At 65.0% G+C, this 17519-nt stretch carries 15 protein-coding genes; 6 read left to right on the forward strand and 9 right to left on the reverse strand.

Features of this window, described 5'->3' with window-relative positions:
- Positions 1-52: 52 nt before the first annotated feature.
- Positions 53-1450 carry a peptidoglycan DD-metalloendopeptidase family protein gene (locus tag C3Y92_RS21690; protein WP_129351596.1) on the reverse strand — a complete coding sequence of 466 codons (1398 nt, stop codon included), beginning with the start codon at positions 1448-1450 and terminating at the stop codon, positions 53-55.
- 552 nt (positions 1451-2002) lie between these two features.
- On the opposite strand from C3Y92_RS21690, the gene C3Y92_RS21435 reads away from it, so the two are divergent.
- On the forward strand, positions 2003-2494 hold the full coding sequence (locus C3Y92_RS21435; RefSeq protein ID WP_235669656.1) for a hypothetical protein: 492 nt from the start codon (positions 2003-2005) through the stop codon (positions 2492-2494).
- Between the two features lie 151 nt (positions 2495-2645).
- Here C3Y92_RS21435 and C3Y92_RS08415 read toward each other — a convergent pair whose 3' ends face one another.
- Complete coding sequence (locus C3Y92_RS08415; protein WP_129351600.1) at positions 2646-3707, reverse strand: glycerophosphodiester phosphodiesterase; 1062 nt, start codon at positions 3705-3707, stop codon at positions 2646-2648.
- A gap of 150 nt (positions 3708-3857) precedes the next feature.
- Between C3Y92_RS08415 and C3Y92_RS08420 the strand changes: the two genes are divergently transcribed.
- The 4 genes from C3Y92_RS08420 to C3Y92_RS21440 all read left to right on the forward strand — a co-directional run bounded on the left by C3Y92_RS08420 (position 3858) and on the right by C3Y92_RS21440 (position 6694).
- The gene (locus tag C3Y92_RS08420) at positions 3858-5048 is read left to right on the forward strand and encodes a DNA integrity scanning protein DisA nucleotide-binding domain protein (RefSeq protein WP_235669657.1); all 1191 of its coding nucleotides are present in this window, start codon (positions 3858-3860) and stop codon (positions 5046-5048) included.
- A gap of 112 nt (positions 5049-5160) precedes the next feature.
- Entirely contained in the window at positions 5161-5538 is a 378-nt protein-coding gene (locus C3Y92_RS08425; protein WP_129351604.1) for a PilZ domain-containing protein, read from the forward strand.
- Positions 5535-6149, forward strand: a complete 615-nt coding sequence (locus tag C3Y92_RS08430) for a tetratricopeptide repeat protein (protein WP_129351606.1) — start codon at positions 5535-5537, stop codon at positions 6147-6149. The genes C3Y92_RS08425 and C3Y92_RS08430 overlap by 4 nt, the downstream gene beginning before the upstream one ends.
- Before the next feature lie 191 nt (positions 6150-6340).
- Positions 6341-6694: a hypothetical protein gene (locus tag C3Y92_RS21440; RefSeq protein WP_235669658.1), complete on the forward strand. Its 354-nt coding sequence runs from the start codon at positions 6341-6343 to the stop codon at positions 6692-6694.
- A gap of 218 nt (positions 6695-6912) precedes the next feature.
- Here C3Y92_RS21440 and nadB read toward each other — a convergent pair whose 3' ends face one another.
- The 7 genes from nadB to C3Y92_RS08470 all read right to left on the reverse strand — a co-directional run bounded on the left by nadB (position 6913) and on the right by C3Y92_RS08470 (position 16170).
- A complete protein-coding gene (nadB, locus tag C3Y92_RS08440; protein WP_129351608.1) occupies positions 6913-8493 on the reverse strand; it encodes an L-aspartate oxidase in 1581 nt (526 codons plus the stop codon).
- 124 nt (positions 8494-8617) lie between these two features.
- The gene (gene nadA, locus C3Y92_RS08445) at positions 8618-9652 is read right to left on the reverse strand and encodes a quinolinate synthase NadA (protein WP_129351610.1); all 1035 of its coding nucleotides are present in this window, start codon (positions 9650-9652) and stop codon (positions 8618-8620) included.
- A complete protein-coding gene (nadC, locus tag C3Y92_RS08450; protein WP_129351612.1) occupies positions 9649-10539 on the reverse strand; it encodes a carboxylating nicotinate-nucleotide diphosphorylase in 891 nt (296 codons plus the stop codon). The genes nadA and nadC overlap by 4 nt, the downstream gene beginning before the upstream one ends.
- A 245-nt stretch (positions 10540-10784) precedes the next feature.
- The gene (locus tag C3Y92_RS08455) at positions 10785-12011 is read right to left on the reverse strand and encodes a replication-associated recombination protein A (RefSeq protein ID WP_129351614.1); all 1227 of its coding nucleotides are present in this window, start codon (positions 12009-12011) and stop codon (positions 10785-10787) included.
- A gap of 244 nt (positions 12012-12255) precedes the next feature.
- Complete coding sequence (locus C3Y92_RS08460) at positions 12256-12981, reverse strand: 16S rRNA (uracil(1498)-N(3))-methyltransferase (RefSeq protein ID WP_129351616.1); 726 nt, start codon at positions 12979-12981, stop codon at positions 12256-12258.
- A 165-nt stretch (positions 12982-13146) separates the two neighbouring features.
- The gene (gene gcvT, locus C3Y92_RS08465) at positions 13147-14235 is read right to left on the reverse strand and encodes a glycine cleavage system aminomethyltransferase GcvT (protein ID WP_129351618.1); all 1089 of its coding nucleotides are present in this window, start codon (positions 14233-14235) and stop codon (positions 13147-13149) included.
- A gap of 177 nt (positions 14236-14412) precedes the next feature.
- Positions 14413-16170, reverse strand: coding sequence for a hypothetical protein (locus tag C3Y92_RS08470; RefSeq protein WP_129351620.1), 1758 nt, complete (start codon positions 16168-16170; stop codon positions 14413-14415).
- 314 nt (positions 16171-16484) lie between these two features.
- Between C3Y92_RS08470 and C3Y92_RS08475 the strand changes: the two genes are divergently transcribed.
- Complete coding sequence (locus C3Y92_RS08475; protein WP_129351622.1) at positions 16485-17456, forward strand: GAF domain-containing protein; 972 nt, start codon at positions 16485-16487, stop codon at positions 17454-17456.
- Positions 17457-17519: the final 63 nt, after the last annotated feature.

Raw genomic sequence — 17519 nt, forward strand, 5'->3', positions numbered from 1 at the left:
CTCAGGCCCCCAGCCGCCGGAGGCCTCTTCCCTTTTCTTTTCAGCCTGTTCCCTACATTCCTCCCTTGGTCGGTGGCAAAGCGTCGGCCAGGGCGGCGGGGGGCTTGTGGCCGTCGAGGACGGCGGCGTAGGTCAGGGCGTCTTCGCGGAATTCGGCCAGCCGGGCGCGGGGCAGGGGCGTGGCTTCGGCGGTGTCGTTATCCAGGGCGTTGACCGGCTGGCCGTCGGCGTACATGCGGAAATCGAGGTGGGGGCCGGTGGCGTAGCCGGTGGCCCCGACATAGCCGATGACTTGGCCTTGGACCACACGGCTGCCTTGGGCGATGCCCTTGGCGAAGCGGCTTAAGTGGTTGTAGCGGGTGACGTAGGTTTTGCCGTGGCGCACGGTCAGGTAGTTGCCGGCGGCGTGGTTGCGGCCGCGTTCGATGACCACGCCGTCGCCCACGGTCCAGACGGGGGTGCCGGTGGGGGCGGCGTAGTCCACGCCGTAATGGGGTTTGCGGACCTTGAGGATGGGGTGCAGGCGCGAGGCGGTGAAGCCCGAGGTGACGCGCAGAAATGACAGGGGGGCGCGCAGGAAGGTTTTGCGCCGGGGGGTTCCGTCGGCGTCGTAGTATTCCAGGCGGCCTTTGTCGCCGAGGATGCCGTAGCCTTCCAGGACTTTGTCGCCGCTGGTGTAGCGGGCGGCCAGCACGCGGCCCAGGCCGGCCGGGCGGCCTTCCACGTAGCGCTCTTCCACCACGGCCCGCACGGTGTCGCCGGGCTGCACGTCGCGGCTGAAGTCCATGTCCGAGGCGAAGATGTCGGCCAGGGCCAGGGCGGTGGCCAGATTGCCGCCGGCCTCGGCCACGGCTTCGGACAGGGTGGATGTGACGGTGGTGGTCAGAAGGGCGGGGCGTACCTCGCACTGTTTGGTTTCGACCCGGGCGGCGAGCTCGCCGTCGTTTTCGTCGATGACGAGGGTTTCGGTTTCGTTGATGTCGTATTCGAAGGAGACCAGTTCCCGGTCGCGCAGGGTGAGGCGGTAAGGCTGGCCGGTGCGCAGGTCGGAGAAGGAGAAATCCTCGGGGTCGGCCAGGGCGGCGATTTTGGCCGGCTCGGCGTGGCGGCCGAGGAGGCCGGCCAGGGTCTGGCCGGGGCGGACCTCGCCGGTGATGGTCCGGGCGTCGGATGCGGCGGCGTCCCCGGCTTCGGCGGGGGGGGCGGACGTGTCGGGCTGGTCGAAGAGATTGCCGACGATGGCGACGTTGGGATCGGCTTGGACCGGAGCCTGCGCGGTTTGGAAAAGCGATGCCCAAAAGGCCAGGGGCGCGGGCAGGCCGGACATGTAGCCGATGGCGGCGGCCAGGGCCACGACGATCAGGCCGAGCAGGAAAAACCGTGGCCAGGAACGGCGTCGGCGTTTGGAGAAGATCGGTCGACCAGGGTCGCCAAGCGACGGATAGGGCATAGGCGTGGTTCCGTTATGGTGCGCCGGGCAGGCGGATGGCGTTTGGCTGGGGCAATGAGATCACGGCGCGCCGGCGTCGGCGTGCAGCTGATAGGAGTATGAAAAATTGTTCATGTTGCGTTGAGTCGGTGCATGAGTGCGGTTTGATGCAGTTGATTCCTGCGGAGGATAACGATTTTTCGGGATCGGTCAAGGTGGGGTCTTTTCTGCAAAGAGCGTCTGGTGATTGGTTGTTTTTGGATATGATGCGTCCATGATTTCTTTGTTTGTGGAGTAAATTTCATGAAAAAAACTTTTGTTTGGAATGTAATATATCTTTTGAAGAGAAAACCATCTCTTTGTGTGGACTATTGCGTGGCGAGGTGTTTTGCCAGAGTCTGGGGGAGGGACTGCAACGCGCGTCGGCCGCACTGCGGTTATGTGCCCTGGCGGCGCAGGGCTGGGGGGGCGGCAGACGGAGCGCCCGGGCCTGGCAGGCTCGGCAAGGGCGACGCCCGGAGCAGGCCCTGGGAGAGGGCTTGGGGCGCGGCCGCCCTTGGGCTGCTGGCCGTCGTGCTGCTTTTGGGGGGCTGTTCCGGGACCGGGGAGCCGGCTGGGCCGGCCGGGCCGCCGGGGCGCCTGTTCGGACTGGCCTTTGGCGATGCGCCCGGTCCGGGGCTGGCCCGGTTGGCCGTGCCGCTACCAAGTGCCCTGGCCGAATCCTTGGCTTTCTATGCCGCGCCTGGGCAGGGGGATGCGCCGTTTGGCGCGGCCCTGACCCAGGCCACGCTGGCCTTCTGGCAAGGCGGGCTTTTCTCCGTGGAAGCTGCCTTGGCCGCGCCGGCTGATGCGCCGGCGCTCACCGCGCGACTGACTCGCGATCTTGGGCCGCCGCATTGCCGCGAGGCCGCCTCCGGGCGCGTGTGCCTGTGGCGCAACGGCGATTTTGAAGCCGTGCTGGAGCAGTCCGGCGACGCGGCCCGGCTTATGTTGCGCCAGGCCGCCACGGCGGCGGCGGTGGCGGCGGCCCTGCCCCAGCCGCCGCCCCTGGAGCGCGCCGAGTAACACCCCGCGTCAACACAAGGCCCCGTCGCCGGAGAAACAGTGTTTCCCGACCGGCCACAGCGCCGATGTACGCCACACCTCCTTAACCCCTTTCTCCGTCTGGGGGGTCTGGGGGCCTCAGGCCCCCAGCCGCCGGAGACATCTTATCTCCCTATTTTCCCTTCATAAATATTTCACGAGCGGCCACGGCGGTGTCGGGGAAATCGGAGAACAGGCCGTCAACGCCGAGTTCGTAGAACTGGAGATATTCCTTGATGGGGTCGCCGCCGTAGTCCTTGGCCAGGTAGCGGTCCTCGTTGCGGAAGGTGTAGGGATGCACGGTCAGCCCGGCGGCGTGGGCGTCGGCCACCACGCTGTTGGCCGCAGCCAGAGTCTTGTCCGGGTTTTCGGCGATGATAAGGCGCTTCCAGGGACCGATGCCGTTGGCGAAGGCGGCGATCTCCTTGAGGTTGGCCGGGGAGAGCAGTTCGGCGAAGGTGCGCTTGTCGCCGGAGACCACGAAATCGTAGGGCCGCATGTCGGGCTCGTCGTAGAGAAAGACGAGCTTGACCGGCGTCATCTGGCGCAGGTCCTTCAAATTGCCGATCTCGAAGGACTGGATGAAGATCGGGGAATCGGCCTTGTCGTAGCCGTTTTTGGCGAGAATCTCGACGAGCTTGCCTTCCAGGGGCAGGCCGATGCTTCGGAAATAGGTCGGGTGCTTGGTTTCGGGATAGATGCCGATGGTGCGGCCGGTTTCCTTTTCCTTGCGCTTGACCAGTTCGATGACCTCTTCGAAAGTCGGTATGGCGAACTGGCCGTCGCGGCTGTGGTCGCGGAAGTCGAGGCGTTCCTTGGCCCGCAGGGTCCTTAGTTCGGCCAGGGTGAAATCTTCGGTGAAATAACCTTCTATTTCGGTTCCATCGATGGTTTTTTTGGTTTTGCGGTCCGGGAACTTGGCGGCCACGTCGGTGGTGCCGCTGATGTCGTTTTCGTGGCGGGCGATGAGCACGCCGTCCTTGGTGGCGACGAGGTCCGGCTCGACGTAATCGGCCCCCATGTCGATGGCCAGTTCGTAGGAAGCCAGGGTGTGTTCGGGGCGGTGGCCGCAGGCGCCCCGGTGGCCGATGACCAGGGGGGCGGGGCGGGACTGGGCCAGGGCCTCGCCGGCCAGACCGCTGGCGGCGGCCAGGGCCAGGGCCAGGGCGGCGAGTCGAAGGGTCGTTTTACGCATGGGATGCTCCTCGGATGTGGTATGGAAAAGACCAAGGTGCGCCCGGTCCGTGTCCGCCGGATAACCGACAGGTAACCGATGGGCGACAATTGCGCGAGTCCGGCGTCGCGGGCATTTGACAGCCGCCCTTGCCGGTCCTACAAGGCCCAAATGCAGGCTTCCACCGCTTTCGCTCCGACCTCCGGGCCGGCCGGCCCCCTGGAACTGGCGGCCAGGCTTATTCCCAATCCTTCCGTGCTCTCCGACCGGGGATTGGCTGCCCTGGTCGAGACAGCCTACCGGGCCAGCCTCAAGCGGGAAGAGGGTCGCTATCCGTCGTTTCAGCTGTTTTCGCCCCTGGCCGGCGGGGCCGAGCCGGTGCTTGATCTGCGTTTTTCCCCGCCCCAACCCTGTCAGCTTGCGACCTTGCACCGGCTATCGCCGGGCATCCCGCCGGGGCCTTACGCCTTCGTGGTCAAGGAAGGGCCGGAAGGGCTGCGGCTGGAAGGCGTGTCCAAGGTCGAGTATTCCGGCTTTGCCGCCCTGCGCGGCCGCATCGACTACCACGGCGGCACCCAGTTCCCGGGCCTTTCCTTGAGCGTCTCGGCTCCGGGCAGGTTGCGGGCGTCGCTCGTCTGTCCGGACCAGCCGGCGCTGTATCTGGAGTTGCGGGAAGGCCGGCTGTCGGTGTGCCACGACAACGCTTTTTCGCCCATTTTCCTGCCGCTTTGCCGCCAGGCCGCTCAGGGCTTGACCCACGGCGTCGAGGATTCCGGGGCTTTGGCCAGTCTGGTCAAGGCGACCCTGGCCCGGGTGTTCGCCCTGGCCGTGGCCGCCGGCCATGGCGGCATGTTCGTGTTTCTGCCGCCCGGCCGGGCCGAGGCCGCCGCCGCCAGGACGCTCCTGTCGCCAGGGGTCGGCGTGGCCTGGCCCAACCTCGGCCGGGTGGCCCAGAATCTGGCCGGCGCGGGCGGTGGCCAGGCCGTGCACCTGGAACAATGGGACACGGCCACCCGGGTGGCGGCCCAGGCCTCGTGCGTGGACGGGGCGGTGATCCTGGACGCCGCCTTGTCGGTGCAGGCCTTTCGGGTGGAACTCTTGGCCCGTGACGAGGACGCCTTGCCGCTTTGTCTGTCGCTGTCGCCCCAGTCCACGGAGCTGGTCCCTACGGCTTCCCTGGACATTGCCGGCTTCGGCACCCGCCACCGTAGCGCCGCCCGCTATGTGGCCAGGGCGTCGGGAGCCGTGGCGGTGGTGGTGTCCCAGGACGGCGAGATGCGGGAATTCGTCCGGCTGCCTGATGGGCGGGTGGGCGTTTGCGGACCGCTGGCCCCCATGTCCGTGTCGGCTCCGGCGGCCTGATGTCCGCATTGGCGCTTTCTAAAGCGCCGCGAAACGGCTATGCTTGCCTTCGGCGAGCCAACGTCAAAGTGGATGCCGGCCGCGCCGCGCGTGCATGAAGTGAGGAAAAGGCATGGGAGACAACAAGAGACGCCGCAGCCGGGTCTGCGCCCAGTTCGACGCGTACGTGTACATAGACGGGGAGAAGATTCCGGTCAGCACCCAGAATCTGAGCCTCAAGGGGGCGCTTTTTTGCCCCGAGCCGCGCTTGGCCCCGAGCCGGGACTGCACGGTGGTCTTTGAATTGGCCAAGGACATCAAGGTGCGGCTTAAGGCCACTGTCGTGCGCTCCAATGACGAGGGCGTGGCCATCGATTTCGACAGCATGGACGAGTCCGCCTTTTTCCATCTGCGCAACATGGTGCGCTATTCCTCCCAGGACGCCGACCGCATCGACGACGAACTGCATGTGCCGGCCTTTGACGTGGACCGCGAAGGGGGCGGGTCTTGAAGATTTCGCGACTGCTGGCTGCCTGTGCGCTGTGCCTGCCGGCCTTGCTGGGCAACCCGGCCCTGGCCGGCGGCCTGGATCAGGCCAAGGCCGCCCTGGCTGCCTTGGACGCCAAGGAATACCCGTCGGCCGTAACCCAGCTCACCGAGGCCATGGACTCCAACGAACTGCCGGCCGAGCAGGCCTACCTGTTCCTGGCCGCCCGAGGCTACGCCCGGGCCGCCATGGGCGACTACAACGCCGCCATCGACGACTATTCCAAGGCCGTCCAGCTCGACGCCAGCTACGTGTCGGCCATCTACAACCGGGGCAACGCCCATTTCGCCCTACGCCACTACGACCAGGCCATCGACGACTACTCCCTGGCTCTGGAGACCGACGCCAAGGACGCCAAGCTCCTCAATAACCGGGGTTCGGCCTGGTTTAAAAAAGGCAACCTGCAAAGCGCCATGGCCAATTTTTCCCTGGCCATCGAAGCCTCGCCCGACGACCCCGACCTCTACCTCAATCGCGGCAAGGTCTACGAGGCCCTGGGCGAGCCGGACAAGGCCCGTGAGGATTTTTTGCAGGTCAAAAAGCTCGATCCTTCCGCCAAAACGCCCCTTGATTAGCCCCGCGTTTTCACTAAACGCCCAAGGCCTTACGGGCATGGCGCGGCGTGTCCATGGTCGTGGACCCGGGGCTTGGCCGTGCTGCCCCGGCGTTCCTTGGTAGGCGCCCAAAGCCAAGCAGATCGTCCTTGACCGAGACGCGTGGCCGTGCTTGAGTCTGCAATAGGGATCAGTTCCCGGAGGAGGCTTCTATGGGTATGCGGAAACGTTTTCTGGCGGCCGCCGTGGCCGGCGCGCTGTGTTGTCTGGTCCAGGTCGGGCCGACGCCCGTCGCCCAAGCCGGCGATCAGGGGATGGTGGTGGCCCAGTGGCAGCAGCCGCCGCAGCAGGGCGGGCAACGGCCCCAAGGCCAGCAAGGCGGCCAGCGGCCACAGGGCCAGCAGCAACAGCAAGGCCAGCCCCAGCAGCAGGGCGGCCCGGCCAACAACTCCTGCGTCCAGAGCTACCAACGCTGCGTCATGATGTGCGCCGGGGTCGGCAATTGCGTCAACAACTGCAACATCGGCTACGCTGTCTGCCAGCAACAGCAAGGCGGCGGCAGTTAGCCAGAGAGAGCGCGAGAGAGAAGAAGAGGGAGAAGAAGAAGATGCTCCGGCGGCTGGGAGCCTGAGGCCCCCAGCCCCCCGCATGGAGAAGTGCTTCAGGGGTTATCGAGCTGGGAGAGTTTGATCTGCGGTGCACAATGAAGGGAACCGCCGAAACGCCAAAGGGCCGCGTAAGCGGCCCTTTGGCGTTGGGAAGGGCGTCAGCGCGTCCTGTCGTACTAGTCGATACGGTAATGACAGCCCAGCGAACGGCGGTTCTGCATAGCCGCGATGGTGATGGTGTAGGCCGCCTGGCAGCCATGGAACAGGTCCACGATGGATTTGCTGATGGGCGTTTCGCGGTAGAAATCGTGGATGTGCTTGTTGAGTTCGCGCAGATCCTCGAAAGCCCGCTTGAGCCGGGAACTCGACCGGTTGATGCCGACGTAGTTCCACATGGTGTTGCGGATGGTGGCCCAGTCCTGGGCAATGAGCGCCGGGTCCTCGTTGCGGTTGGAGCCGGGGCTGACCCAGTCCGGGATGCTGTCCAGCAGACGCCGGCCGATGGCCGCCTTGGAGCCGGCCCGCTTGGCCACGTCCTGGCCGGTGCTGTGGCCCCACAGCACACATTCCAGAAGCGAAGTGCTGGCCAGGCGGTTGGCCCCGTGGATGCCGGTGCAGGCGCATTCGCCGGCAGCGTAGAGCCGCTCCAGGGTGGTGCGGCCGGCGCTGTCGGTGAGCACGCCACCGCAGAAGTAGTGGGCCGCCGGCACCACCGGAATGGGCTGCTTGGTGACGTCAATGCCGAGCTGCAGGCAGCCCTTGTGGACGGTGGGAAAGTGCTCTTCGAGGTTTTTTACGTAGCTGGCCACGTCGAGATAGACGCAGTCCTGGTCGGTCTTGAGCATCTCGGCCAGGATGGCCCGGGTGACGATGTCGCGCGGGGCCAGATCGGCCCGGGGATCGTAACGCTGCATGAAGGGTTCGCCGGCCGCGTTGACAAGGCGCGCCCCTTCGCCGCGAAGGGCCTCGGTGATGAGCAGCCGGCGTTCGGCCCGGTGAAAGAGCGTGGTCGGGTGGAACTGCACGTATTCCACGTTCATGACCTTGGCAAAGGCGCGCGAGGCCATGGCCAGGGCCGAGCCGATGGAGGAGCGGGTGTTGGAGGTGTGCAGGAAAAGCCTCCCGCAGCCGCCCGTGGCCAATACGGTGAAATCGGCCAGGATGGTTTCCACCTGCCCTGAGACCTCGTTTAAGACGTAGGCCCCCAGGCACTGGTTCAGAAGCTGGTACTTGAATTCCAGCAGCGTGGCGTGGTGGTTGGAGGTGAGCAGGTCCACGGCCGTGCGGCGGGTGAGGACCTTGATGTTGGGCTTGGCTTTGACCGCCGCCATCAGGCCCTCCATGATGGCCCGGCCGGTGCGGTCGGCCATGTGGAGGATGCGGGCCACGCTGTGGCCGCCTTCCTTGCCCAGATGGTAGTCGCTGCCGCCGCCCTTGTGGTCAAAGGGCAATTGCAGCTTGTCGATGAGCAGTTCCTGCACCACCTGCGGCCCACGCCGGGCCAGATACTTGACCGCGCGTACGGAATTGTGCCGCCAGCCGCAGGTGAGTATGTCGCGCTCCAAAAGCTGGGGCGAGTCGTCCGGGCCGCGATAGACGATGCCGCCCTGGGCCAGGGCGCTGTTGCCGTCGTCGAGATCCTCGCCGGAAGTCAGCAGAATAACTTCCAAGCCGGCCTCGGCCATGGTCAGGGCGGCGGTAAGGCCGGCCAGTCCCGAGCCGATGACCAGGGCGTTGGCGTGCATGCGGTAGACCATGGGGCAGCTTCCTCCTTGGGCGCGCTCGGGGCTGGCGGGGCGTCCTCAAAAACGGTCAGAACAAGGGCGATAATGCGCTGTTGCACAAATCCATTTTGCAAAAAGCGAGTTCGTGGCCGCCGGCTCAGGCCGAGGCTTCGAGCATCCGCGTGACGGCCAACGCGGCCGGGGCGCACACGGCCTCGTCCACGCGCACCGGCTCGGCCGCGTCGAGATTTTGCAGCGTTGCCAGCAGATTGGCCTCGGTGCCCTTGGCCATGTTGGAACAGGCGCTTAAGGCCAGGGGCCGGATGGTCTTTTTCCCCTGGTACTGCTTGGCCAGCCGCTTGACCAGATTGATCTCCGTGCCGATGACGATTTCGGAACCCTCCGGGGCCTCGGCCACGTACTTGATGATAAACGAGGTCGAGCCGGCTGCGTCGGCGGCGGACACGGTCTCGGGCGAACATTCGGGATGGACCACGATGCGGGCCTCGGGGGTCTGCACGCGGATGGCGGCGATGTCCCGGGCCTTGAACCGGGCGTGGATGACGCACTGGCCGGGCCAAAGGAGCACCTCGGCCTTGGTCGCCGCCGCAAGGTCGAGCTGGGAGCCGCCGCCGCGCACGTCCAGGATGTGGCGGGCGCTTTCCGGCACGCCAAGGGTGTTGCAAGTATTTTGCCCAAGCATCTTGTCCGGCAAAAAAAGCACGCCGCGCCCGTGGTCCAGAGCCCATTTGAGCATTTTCGGCGCGTTGGCCGAGGTGCACACCGCGCCGCCGCAGGCTCCGACCACGGCTTTGACCGCCGCCGAGGAGTTGACGTAGGTCAACGGCAACACCGCGCGACCGGCCTCACGCAGACGCGTCAGCACGGCCTCGACCAGGGCAGCCGGGGCCATCTCGGACATGACGCAGGCCGCGTCCGGGGCCGGAATATGGATGCGCTGGCCGGGCGCGGCCAGCATGGCCGCTGTCTCGGCCATGAAATACACGCCGCAAAACACGATGTCCCTGGCCGAAAGCGCGGCGATCTTGCGCGACAGCTCCAGGGAATCGCCAAGGATGTCGGCATGAGCCACCACGTCGTCGGTCTGGTAGTGGTGGGCCAGGATAGCCAGGTCGCTGCCGCGTTTTCGGCGGATCTCGTCGATTTTCGTGGCGGTTTCGGCGGTCGTCATGCGGTCGTCTCCTTGAGCAACATGCTTAAGTCGGCGCTTTTGGCGGAATGGGTGATGCGGCCCACGGACACGAAATCCGGGCCGAGCGCGCCAATGCCGGCCAGGGCGTCCAGTTCCACGCCGCCGCTGACTTCCGTTTCGATGCCGGTCGGGACCATGGCCAGGGCCTCGCGCATGGTCGGCTCGTCCATGTTGTCGAGCATGATGCGCTTGGGGGCTTCGGCTATGGCCTGGGCCACTTCGGCCAGGGTCCGGCATTCGATTTCCACGGGCGGCATGGATTCTATACGGCCTTGGTAGGATTTGCGCAAGGCGGCCATGGCCTGGGGGATGCCGCCGGCCCGGTCGATGTGGTTGTCCTTGAACATAAGCATTTCGGCCAGATCGAGGCGGTGGTTGACGCCGCCGCCGCACACCACGGCGTATTTCTCTGGATAGCGCAGGCCGGGCAGGGTTTTCCGGGTGTCGAGAAGGCGGGTCCTCGTGCCGGCCAGGGCGGCCACGGCCGTGGCGACCATGGTGGCGATGCCCGAAAGGTGGCAAATATAGTTGAGGATGACGCGCTCGGCCTTAAGCAGCGTGATGGCCGGCCCCACGATCTCGGCCACCACGGCGCGGTTGGCCACGCGCTGACCGTCGGCGGCCAAAAGCGTAACCGAGCAAGCCTCGGCCTGGCCCATGCGTTCAAGGACCAAGGGGGCGATGGGCAACCCGGCCATGACCGCCTCTTGCTTGGCCACGATGGCGGCGGTCAGCCGGTCCTCGGGGGCGAAAACGGCCATGGCGGTCAAGTCCGGTCCGTCTTCCTCCAGGGCGAGGTCGATGGAGCGGAAAAGGTAGTCCCGGGCCTTGCCGGAAAAATAGCCTTCGAAGCGTAAATCGGTCATGGCGCACCGCGTCGGGTAGAGGGCGGCGTCGCAAAGTCGCCGATGCGCGCCCGGGTGTCTAATGACGGCGGGCAAGAACCGCGCCGACGCGGCGCATGCCCTTGCCCTTGGCAAAAAGCCGCGCCGCATCGAAAAAAATAGCTTTTTTCGGCCCCTGCCACAAGACCGGGGCGTGGCGACTTTTGACCGAATCGCGCCTTGGCCGTGTCCCAGAAGTTCCCAAACGGCCGAATGGGTCCCGGGCTTTAGCCGTGACGCTTGCGAAGCCTGGCCAGCCGGGCGGCCAGGCGCGGTTCCTGGCCTTGCTCCTTGGGCATGTAGAACTGGCGGCCCACCAGTTCCTCGGGCAGGTAGTCCTGTTCCACCCAGGCGTCGGGATAGGCGTGGGGATACATGTAGCCTTTGCCGAAGCCCCATTCCTTTTGCAGCTTGGTCGAGGGATTGCGCAAATGCAGGGGCACGGGCTTGACCCCGGACTGCATGATCTCCTTTTTGGCGGTCAGATAGGCGGCGTAGGTGGAGTTGCTCTTGGGGGCCAACGCCAGATAAACGACGGTCTGGGCCAGGGGGATGAAGCCTTCGGGCATGCCGATGCGCTCCACGGCTTCGGCGGCGGACACGGCCAGGGGCAGGGCCATGGGGTCGGCCAGACCGATGTCCTCGGAAGCCGAGATCATGAGCCGGCGGCAGCAAAAACGCGGGTCCTCGCCGGATTCGAGCATGCAGGCCAGGTAGTACAGGGCGGCGTCCGGGTCGCTGCCGCGGATGGATTTGATCATGGCCGAGGCCAGTTCGTAATGGGAGTCGCCGTCGCGGTCGCCCCGGGCCAGGGCCTCGGGAAGGTGCTTGCGCAACTCGTCCGGGGCGCGTTTGTCCTCGGACAGGGCGGCCGTATATTCGACCAGATTGAGCAGCGTTCGGCCGTCGCCCGAGGACAGCATGGCGATGGTCTCCAGGCTCTCCTTGGCCAGATTCATGCCGGCCTCGCGCGCCCCGCGTTCGGCCAGCACCATGAGCTGGGGATGGGTCAGCGGCCCCAGGCGCAGGACGTGCAGCCGGGACAGGAGTTGGCGCGTGACGGAAAACGACGGGTTTTCCGTGGTGGTGGCCAAGAGCACGATCTCGCCCGTTTCGAGGATGGGCAGGAAAAAGTCCTGCTGCGCCTTGGAAAAGCGGTGCAGCTCGTCCAGGATGAGGATTTCCTTGCCCTTGATGAGTTCGCGCAGGGCGGCAAGCCCGGCTTCCGGAGCGCTGACGCGCACGTAGGGCCGGCCCTTGGCCCGGGCCAGAATCAGCGCCAAGGTGGATTTGCCGCAGCCCGGCGGGCCAAACAGCAGCAGGCTGGGCAGGCGCGGCGCGGCCAGCATATTGGTCAGCCGCGAGATGACATGGGCCTGGCCCACGAAGTCTTCAAGCTTGGCCGGCCGGATGCGCTCGGCCAGGGGCCGTTTTTCGTTTCCCAACAAATCCATGCAAGTCGCCTCGTGGATGTGGTCGTGGGGAAAGCCTCCGGCGGCCAAAGGGCGCTGCCCTTTGGAATCCCGTTTCGGGGTCGGCTGAAGGCTCTCCGCCGTGGTTGGCGAAGGTTATTGGTCGGCGACCATTAGTTGTCGTTTCGTACGACTCATCGGGGCATCGGAACTCGTTGTCGAACCCCTTTATCCTTTTCCCATGTGGGGGGGCCGGGGGCCTCAGGCCCCCGGCCGCCGGAGGCTCTTATCTCGCCTCGGCTGTCAAGCCCAGGGCCAGCACGGCCAGAGCGGCGGTTTCCCAGCGCAGCACGCGCGGGCCGAGGGTGACCGGAACGAACCCGGCGGTTGTGAGTGTTGCGGCCTCGGCGTCGCTGAAGCCGCCTTCCGGGCCGACGACGCACAGGGTGTCGCCGTCTGCGGTCAGATCGGCCGGTGTGAGCGGGCGCGACACGGCCGGGTCTTCCCAAAGGAGAAACCTGCGGGGGTAGGCTTGTCCGGCCTGCGCCAGACCGGCTACGCCGCCGGGCAGGCAGGCGAGCGTCGGCAGTCGTGCCGCGCCGCATTGTTTGGCGGCGGCGATCAGCCCGGCAGTCCAGGCTTCCTTGGGGTCGCCGGGCATTTTTCCCTGGGTGCGTTCGGCCTGCCAGAAGACGATGCCGGCCGCGCCGAGTTCGACCGCCTTTTCCAGAAAAAAGTCGCGCCGGGACGAGCGGGAAAAACCGGCGGCGACGTGCAGCCGCCGCGCGGGCAGGGGGGATTCTTCAAGACTCTCGGGGACAAGCTCCACCCGGTCGCGCCCGACGGTTTCGATGCGAAAAAGCCCGTGGCGGCCGGTGCCGTCAAAGGCGCGCACGCGTTCGCCGGGACGTTTGCGCAGCACCTTGGCGCAGTGGCCCGCCTCGCCTCCGGTGAGGGCAAAGGGCGCGGCGAACTGCTCGGGCGGGATGTAAAAGGCGTCGGGTCGGCCCACGAAAAAGTCCTTGGCTGGCATTGCCGCAACGTCCGGCGACGAAAGCGGCCGAGAGGCAACACCCCTCGGCCGCATGACTATGCTCCCAATGCTGCCTCAGGTTTCTCTCGCAGGGGTCCGGGGGGATGATCCCCCCGGCCGCCGGAGGCATCTTCCTCTTCCCTCTTAGCCCGTAATCGCCTTTCTGGCCGTGCCGTCCTTGTAAAACGGCAGATCGCGGCGCTTGGCCGGCAGTTCGACCCGGGCGGCCTTGACCAGGAAGTCCTTGGCCTCGGCGGCCGAGGCATCCACGTAGGCCAGGGCCACGGCGTGACCAAGGCTTGGGGCAAACGAGGCGCTGGTGACCACGCCGACCGGCTTGCTGGACTTGTCGCACACGACGTCGCCGTGGCGGGCGCTGCGGCGGCCGGGGATTTCCAGGCCGATGAGCTTTTGGCGCAGGCCGGCCGCCTTGCCTTTGCCGACGTAGTCGGCCGGGGAAGTCAGCAGCCAGCCGTAGCCGGCCTCGGCCGGGGTGTGCTCCTCGTCGAGATCCTGACCGTAGAGGGGATAGCCCATTTCGAGCCGGATGGTGTCGCGCGCGCCAAGGCCGGCCGGGGCCACGCGCGGATCGGCCGTGATGGCCTCCCACAGGGCCACGGCCTGGCCGGCCGGCAGGAACAGCTCGTAGCCGAGTTCGCCCGTGTAGCCGGTGCGGCTGACCATCATTTTGGCGCCCTGGAAGTCGGTCCAGACGAAGTTGAAGTATTTGAGGCCCGAAAAATCGCCGGGCAGGCGGTCGCGCAGCACCTCGAAGGCCAGCGGGCCTTGCAGGTCGATCTTGGCCGTCTCGGCCGAGACGTTGCGGAAGTTCGAGCCGGCCGGCAGCCGGGCTTTGATGGTCTCGAAATCCACGACGATGCGCGAGCCGTTGACCACCAGCATGTAGTCGTCCACGCCCAGACAGTAGATGATGAGGTCGTCGATGACGCCGCCTTCTTCATTGAGGAGAAAGCCGTAGCGGCATTTGCCCGGGGCCAGGGTGGCCAGGTCGTGGGTGACGGCCTTGCCCAGGGCCTGGGCCGCGCCGTCGCCGGACAGGGTGAATTCGCCCATGTGGCAGATGTCGAAGACGGCGGCTTTGTTGCGGGTCTGCTCGTGTTCGGCCAGGATGGAGGTGTACTGCACCGGCATGTCGAAGCCGGCAAAGGGGACCATCTTGGCTCCGTGCTCGCGGTTCCAGTCGGTCAGGGGAGTGGGGGTGGGCTTTTCCACGGCAATTGGCTCCGGGTCTGTCGGACACGGCGTTCCGACGTCAAGGGTGTACGGCGGCCGGGCCGCCGGTCAGGTTCTGTTCCGATTGCAGTTGCGAAGTGCAACAATACAACAAGCAACATGTTTGCATATTTATATATTTTACAACACAACCATCGTTACGTTATAAAGGAAGCATCAGCTCTGGGCCACCAGGGGCAAGACAATGCCCTGTTCTTTCTTGGCCTTGCGGATCATGCGGAATTCGTCGAGCAGGGCCACCAGCCGGCCGTAGGTCTTTTTGACGGACAGGCCATAAGGTGAAAGGTCCATATCCTTTTTGCGGATGTAGGTCCGAAGCAGATAGCTGTCGTTTAAGATCATGTCGCCAAGGGACAGGACCCGCTCGACCAGGGCGTCGAAATAGTTGACGATCTCGAATTTGAGATCGTTTAAGACTTCGGTGAAAAGGGCCAGCATTTTGGCGTAGGTCAGCCGTTCGCCCTTGTAATTGCGGTCTTGCAGGTCTTCAAGCATCTTCACTTTTCTGGCCTGCTGGATGTAGCTGTATTTGCTCCAGACCTCTTGGTAGACGTCGCGCATGTTGCTGAAGTCGTCGTAGTGGTCGGCGCTTAAGAGGTAGTTGTCGAGAACCTTGACCACGTTGGAATAGAAATCGTCGGAGTAGCCGATGATGCGGCGCTGGTGCTTGGACAGCCAGGCGTAGAGGAATTTGAGCTTTTTCTCGTGGGTGTCGGTGTTTTCCACGATTTCGTTGCGCTTGTAGACGATGCGGCCGGAATATTCGCCGCGCACGATGTCGTTTAAGCGCAAGAACAGGCTGTAGGTGTCCTTGACGAGGTTGAGGCGGTAGTAGCTGCGGCCGGTCAGGGGATGGATGACCTCTTGTGTGGCCACGGACAGGGCGCGATCCTGGCGCACGTTGTTGGGATCGTACTTGTGCTGGCGGTAGACCACCCGGGTGATGACCACCCGGCGGTCGGGATCGATGAAGTAGCCGCCTTCGGCCAGGGCCTTGACCGCCTCGGTCTGGGACTTGTCCACAGCCACCAGGGCGATTTTTTCCACGCGCGGATAAAAGCGCGCGTCAGGATGGGAGTAGAGCGTGGTGATGGCCCGGTCGGTCTGGCCAAGGACGCGGACCAGGAATTTTTCGCCCATACGGAACAGCCGGCGGGCGAATAGCGCCGACGAGGTGCGCCGCTCGGACACGATGGGGAAGCCGTAAAGCTCCATGAGAAACTGGTAGACAAAGCCGCGATGGCGCTCGTAGCGTCGGTCGTCGCCCACGGCGAATTTCTTGATGTTCAGGCCAAACCGCTTGAGTTCGGTGTCGAGGTAGGACGGGAACGAACAGTAGACGCCGGAGAGGTAGAAGTCGTTTTGGCTGTCCATGGACAGCACATGGGCCCGGTCCATGTCGAGGATGGTGGGGAGCAGGGCGGCGTAGTTCTCCAGGCTCGTGACGTCGGTCTCGGAAAAGCGGGTGCGGAAGGCGTCCTGGCTGGCCTTGGGCAGGTGGGCGCAGAACGTGCGGATATTTTGGCTGAAAATCGAGGATTCCAGCGGACACTGGTCGCGGTATTTTTCGTCGGCGTAGTCGAGCAGGCAGTGCAGGATGTCGTACTGGAAGATTTCCTGAAAGTACTTGAGCGGCCGGGCCAGGGCGACCATGGAAAAGCCCGGCAGCTCCTTGTATTCGTAGGCGTCGGCCTCAAACGACGGGAGCAGTTCGCGGAAATCCACCACCGGGTAGTTGGCATGTTCGGCATAGGGCTTGAGCAGGCACTGCTTGATGTGGATCCAATCGAGGAAACGGCGCAGGTCGGGCAACGTCTGGACGCGCAGGATTTCCCCTTCCCTGGCGCGGTGCTGGCCGTCGAGGAAAGGGGCTTCCGGAACCTGGGAAAAGGCGGTCGTCCAGTCGAAGATCATGGCCGCTCCGTGGGCGGGTTGTCGGTTGCCGGCCGCCGGCGGGCTGGCCGTCGCTGCCGAAAACCCTTTCTTAGCCTAATATCCATTAGGAATAAAGCCCCGCAGAGGTGGTGGCGGTTACGATGGGTGAACGATTTGACGCAGGCGGCCCGTCTCCGTAAGGTGCGCCCAAGACGGAAGCCTCTATGGGGGCGGGCGTTGACCGGGCGGCCTTGGGTCGGGCCAGGGTTGCCATCATGCCGTTTAACAAGCTGAATTTATAATTCCTAGTTGAAAAAGCCAGCCGGCTTTTTGCAAGCGAGACACCGGCCGCCATGCAGCAGACCGCCTTTTACGAGCAACTGCTCGACATTGTCGGCAACGTCTTCGACGCCTATTCGGCCGTGCTGTTCCTGCCCGATCCGGCCGAGCCCGGGGTGTGCCGGGCGGCGGCCGCGTTCAGCCTGGGCGAGGCGCTCAATCGCGAGGCCGCCATCGCCCCGGGCCAGGGGCTGGTCGGCTGGATCATCCGCGAGAAAAAACCGCTTCTGATCAGCAATTTCGACCAGCAGCGCGGTATTCTGGGCTATTACCGAGGCGGCGAAGAGGAGCGTATCCGGGCGTTTATGGGCCATCCCGTGCCGGCCACCGGCGGGGCGCTTTGCATCGACACCCGCAAGACCTACGCTTTTGTCGAAAAAGACCTCAAGATCCTGTCGCAGTTCGCGCAACTGGCCGGCAACCACCTGGCCCGCAGCCGGGAAGTGGCCCAAAGCCTGGTCGAACACGGGTTTTACAAGGCCCACCAGCGCATTGCCCTGCTGCACAAGACCCACCCCAAATGGGCCGCCTTTCGCGAGGCGTTCCTGTCGATCCTGGCCGAGGCGACGGGATTTCGCCACGCCATCCTGGCCGTTCGCGACGAATCGGGGCGCTCGTATTTTCTGGAAGGCGTCAGCGAAAGCCCGTTTGTGGGCGGCCGCGACGTGCCGGCCCGGTTTTCCGTGGGCCAGGGGCTGGTCGGCTGGGTGTTTAAAAACAACACCCCGGTCTATACCGGCGAAAAGGACGAAGCCAGCCGGTTGCCGCTTTTCGGCCTGGACGTGGCGACCACGGATTGCAAAAGCGTCATCTGCCTGCCCATCGCCTTTTCCAAAAAGATCCGGGCCGTGCTGACCCTGGCCGATCCCCGGCCCCTGCCCGTGGCCGAAGACCTCAAGACCTTCGTCGGCATGGTCTCGGAAAGCCTGGCCTTGTTTCTGGAAAACCTGCACCTGCGCACTCGTCTCGGCGGCCCTTCGGCGTAGACTTTTCGGCCGTGCCCATCTACCATGGGTCAATTGTCCGGCAATGGGCCGTCCTCTTTTTTT

This window comes from Solidesulfovibrio carbinolicus (assembly GCF_004135975.1).
Lineage (GTDB): Bacteria > Desulfobacterota > Desulfovibrionia > Desulfovibrionales > Desulfovibrionaceae > Solidesulfovibrio > Solidesulfovibrio carbinolicus.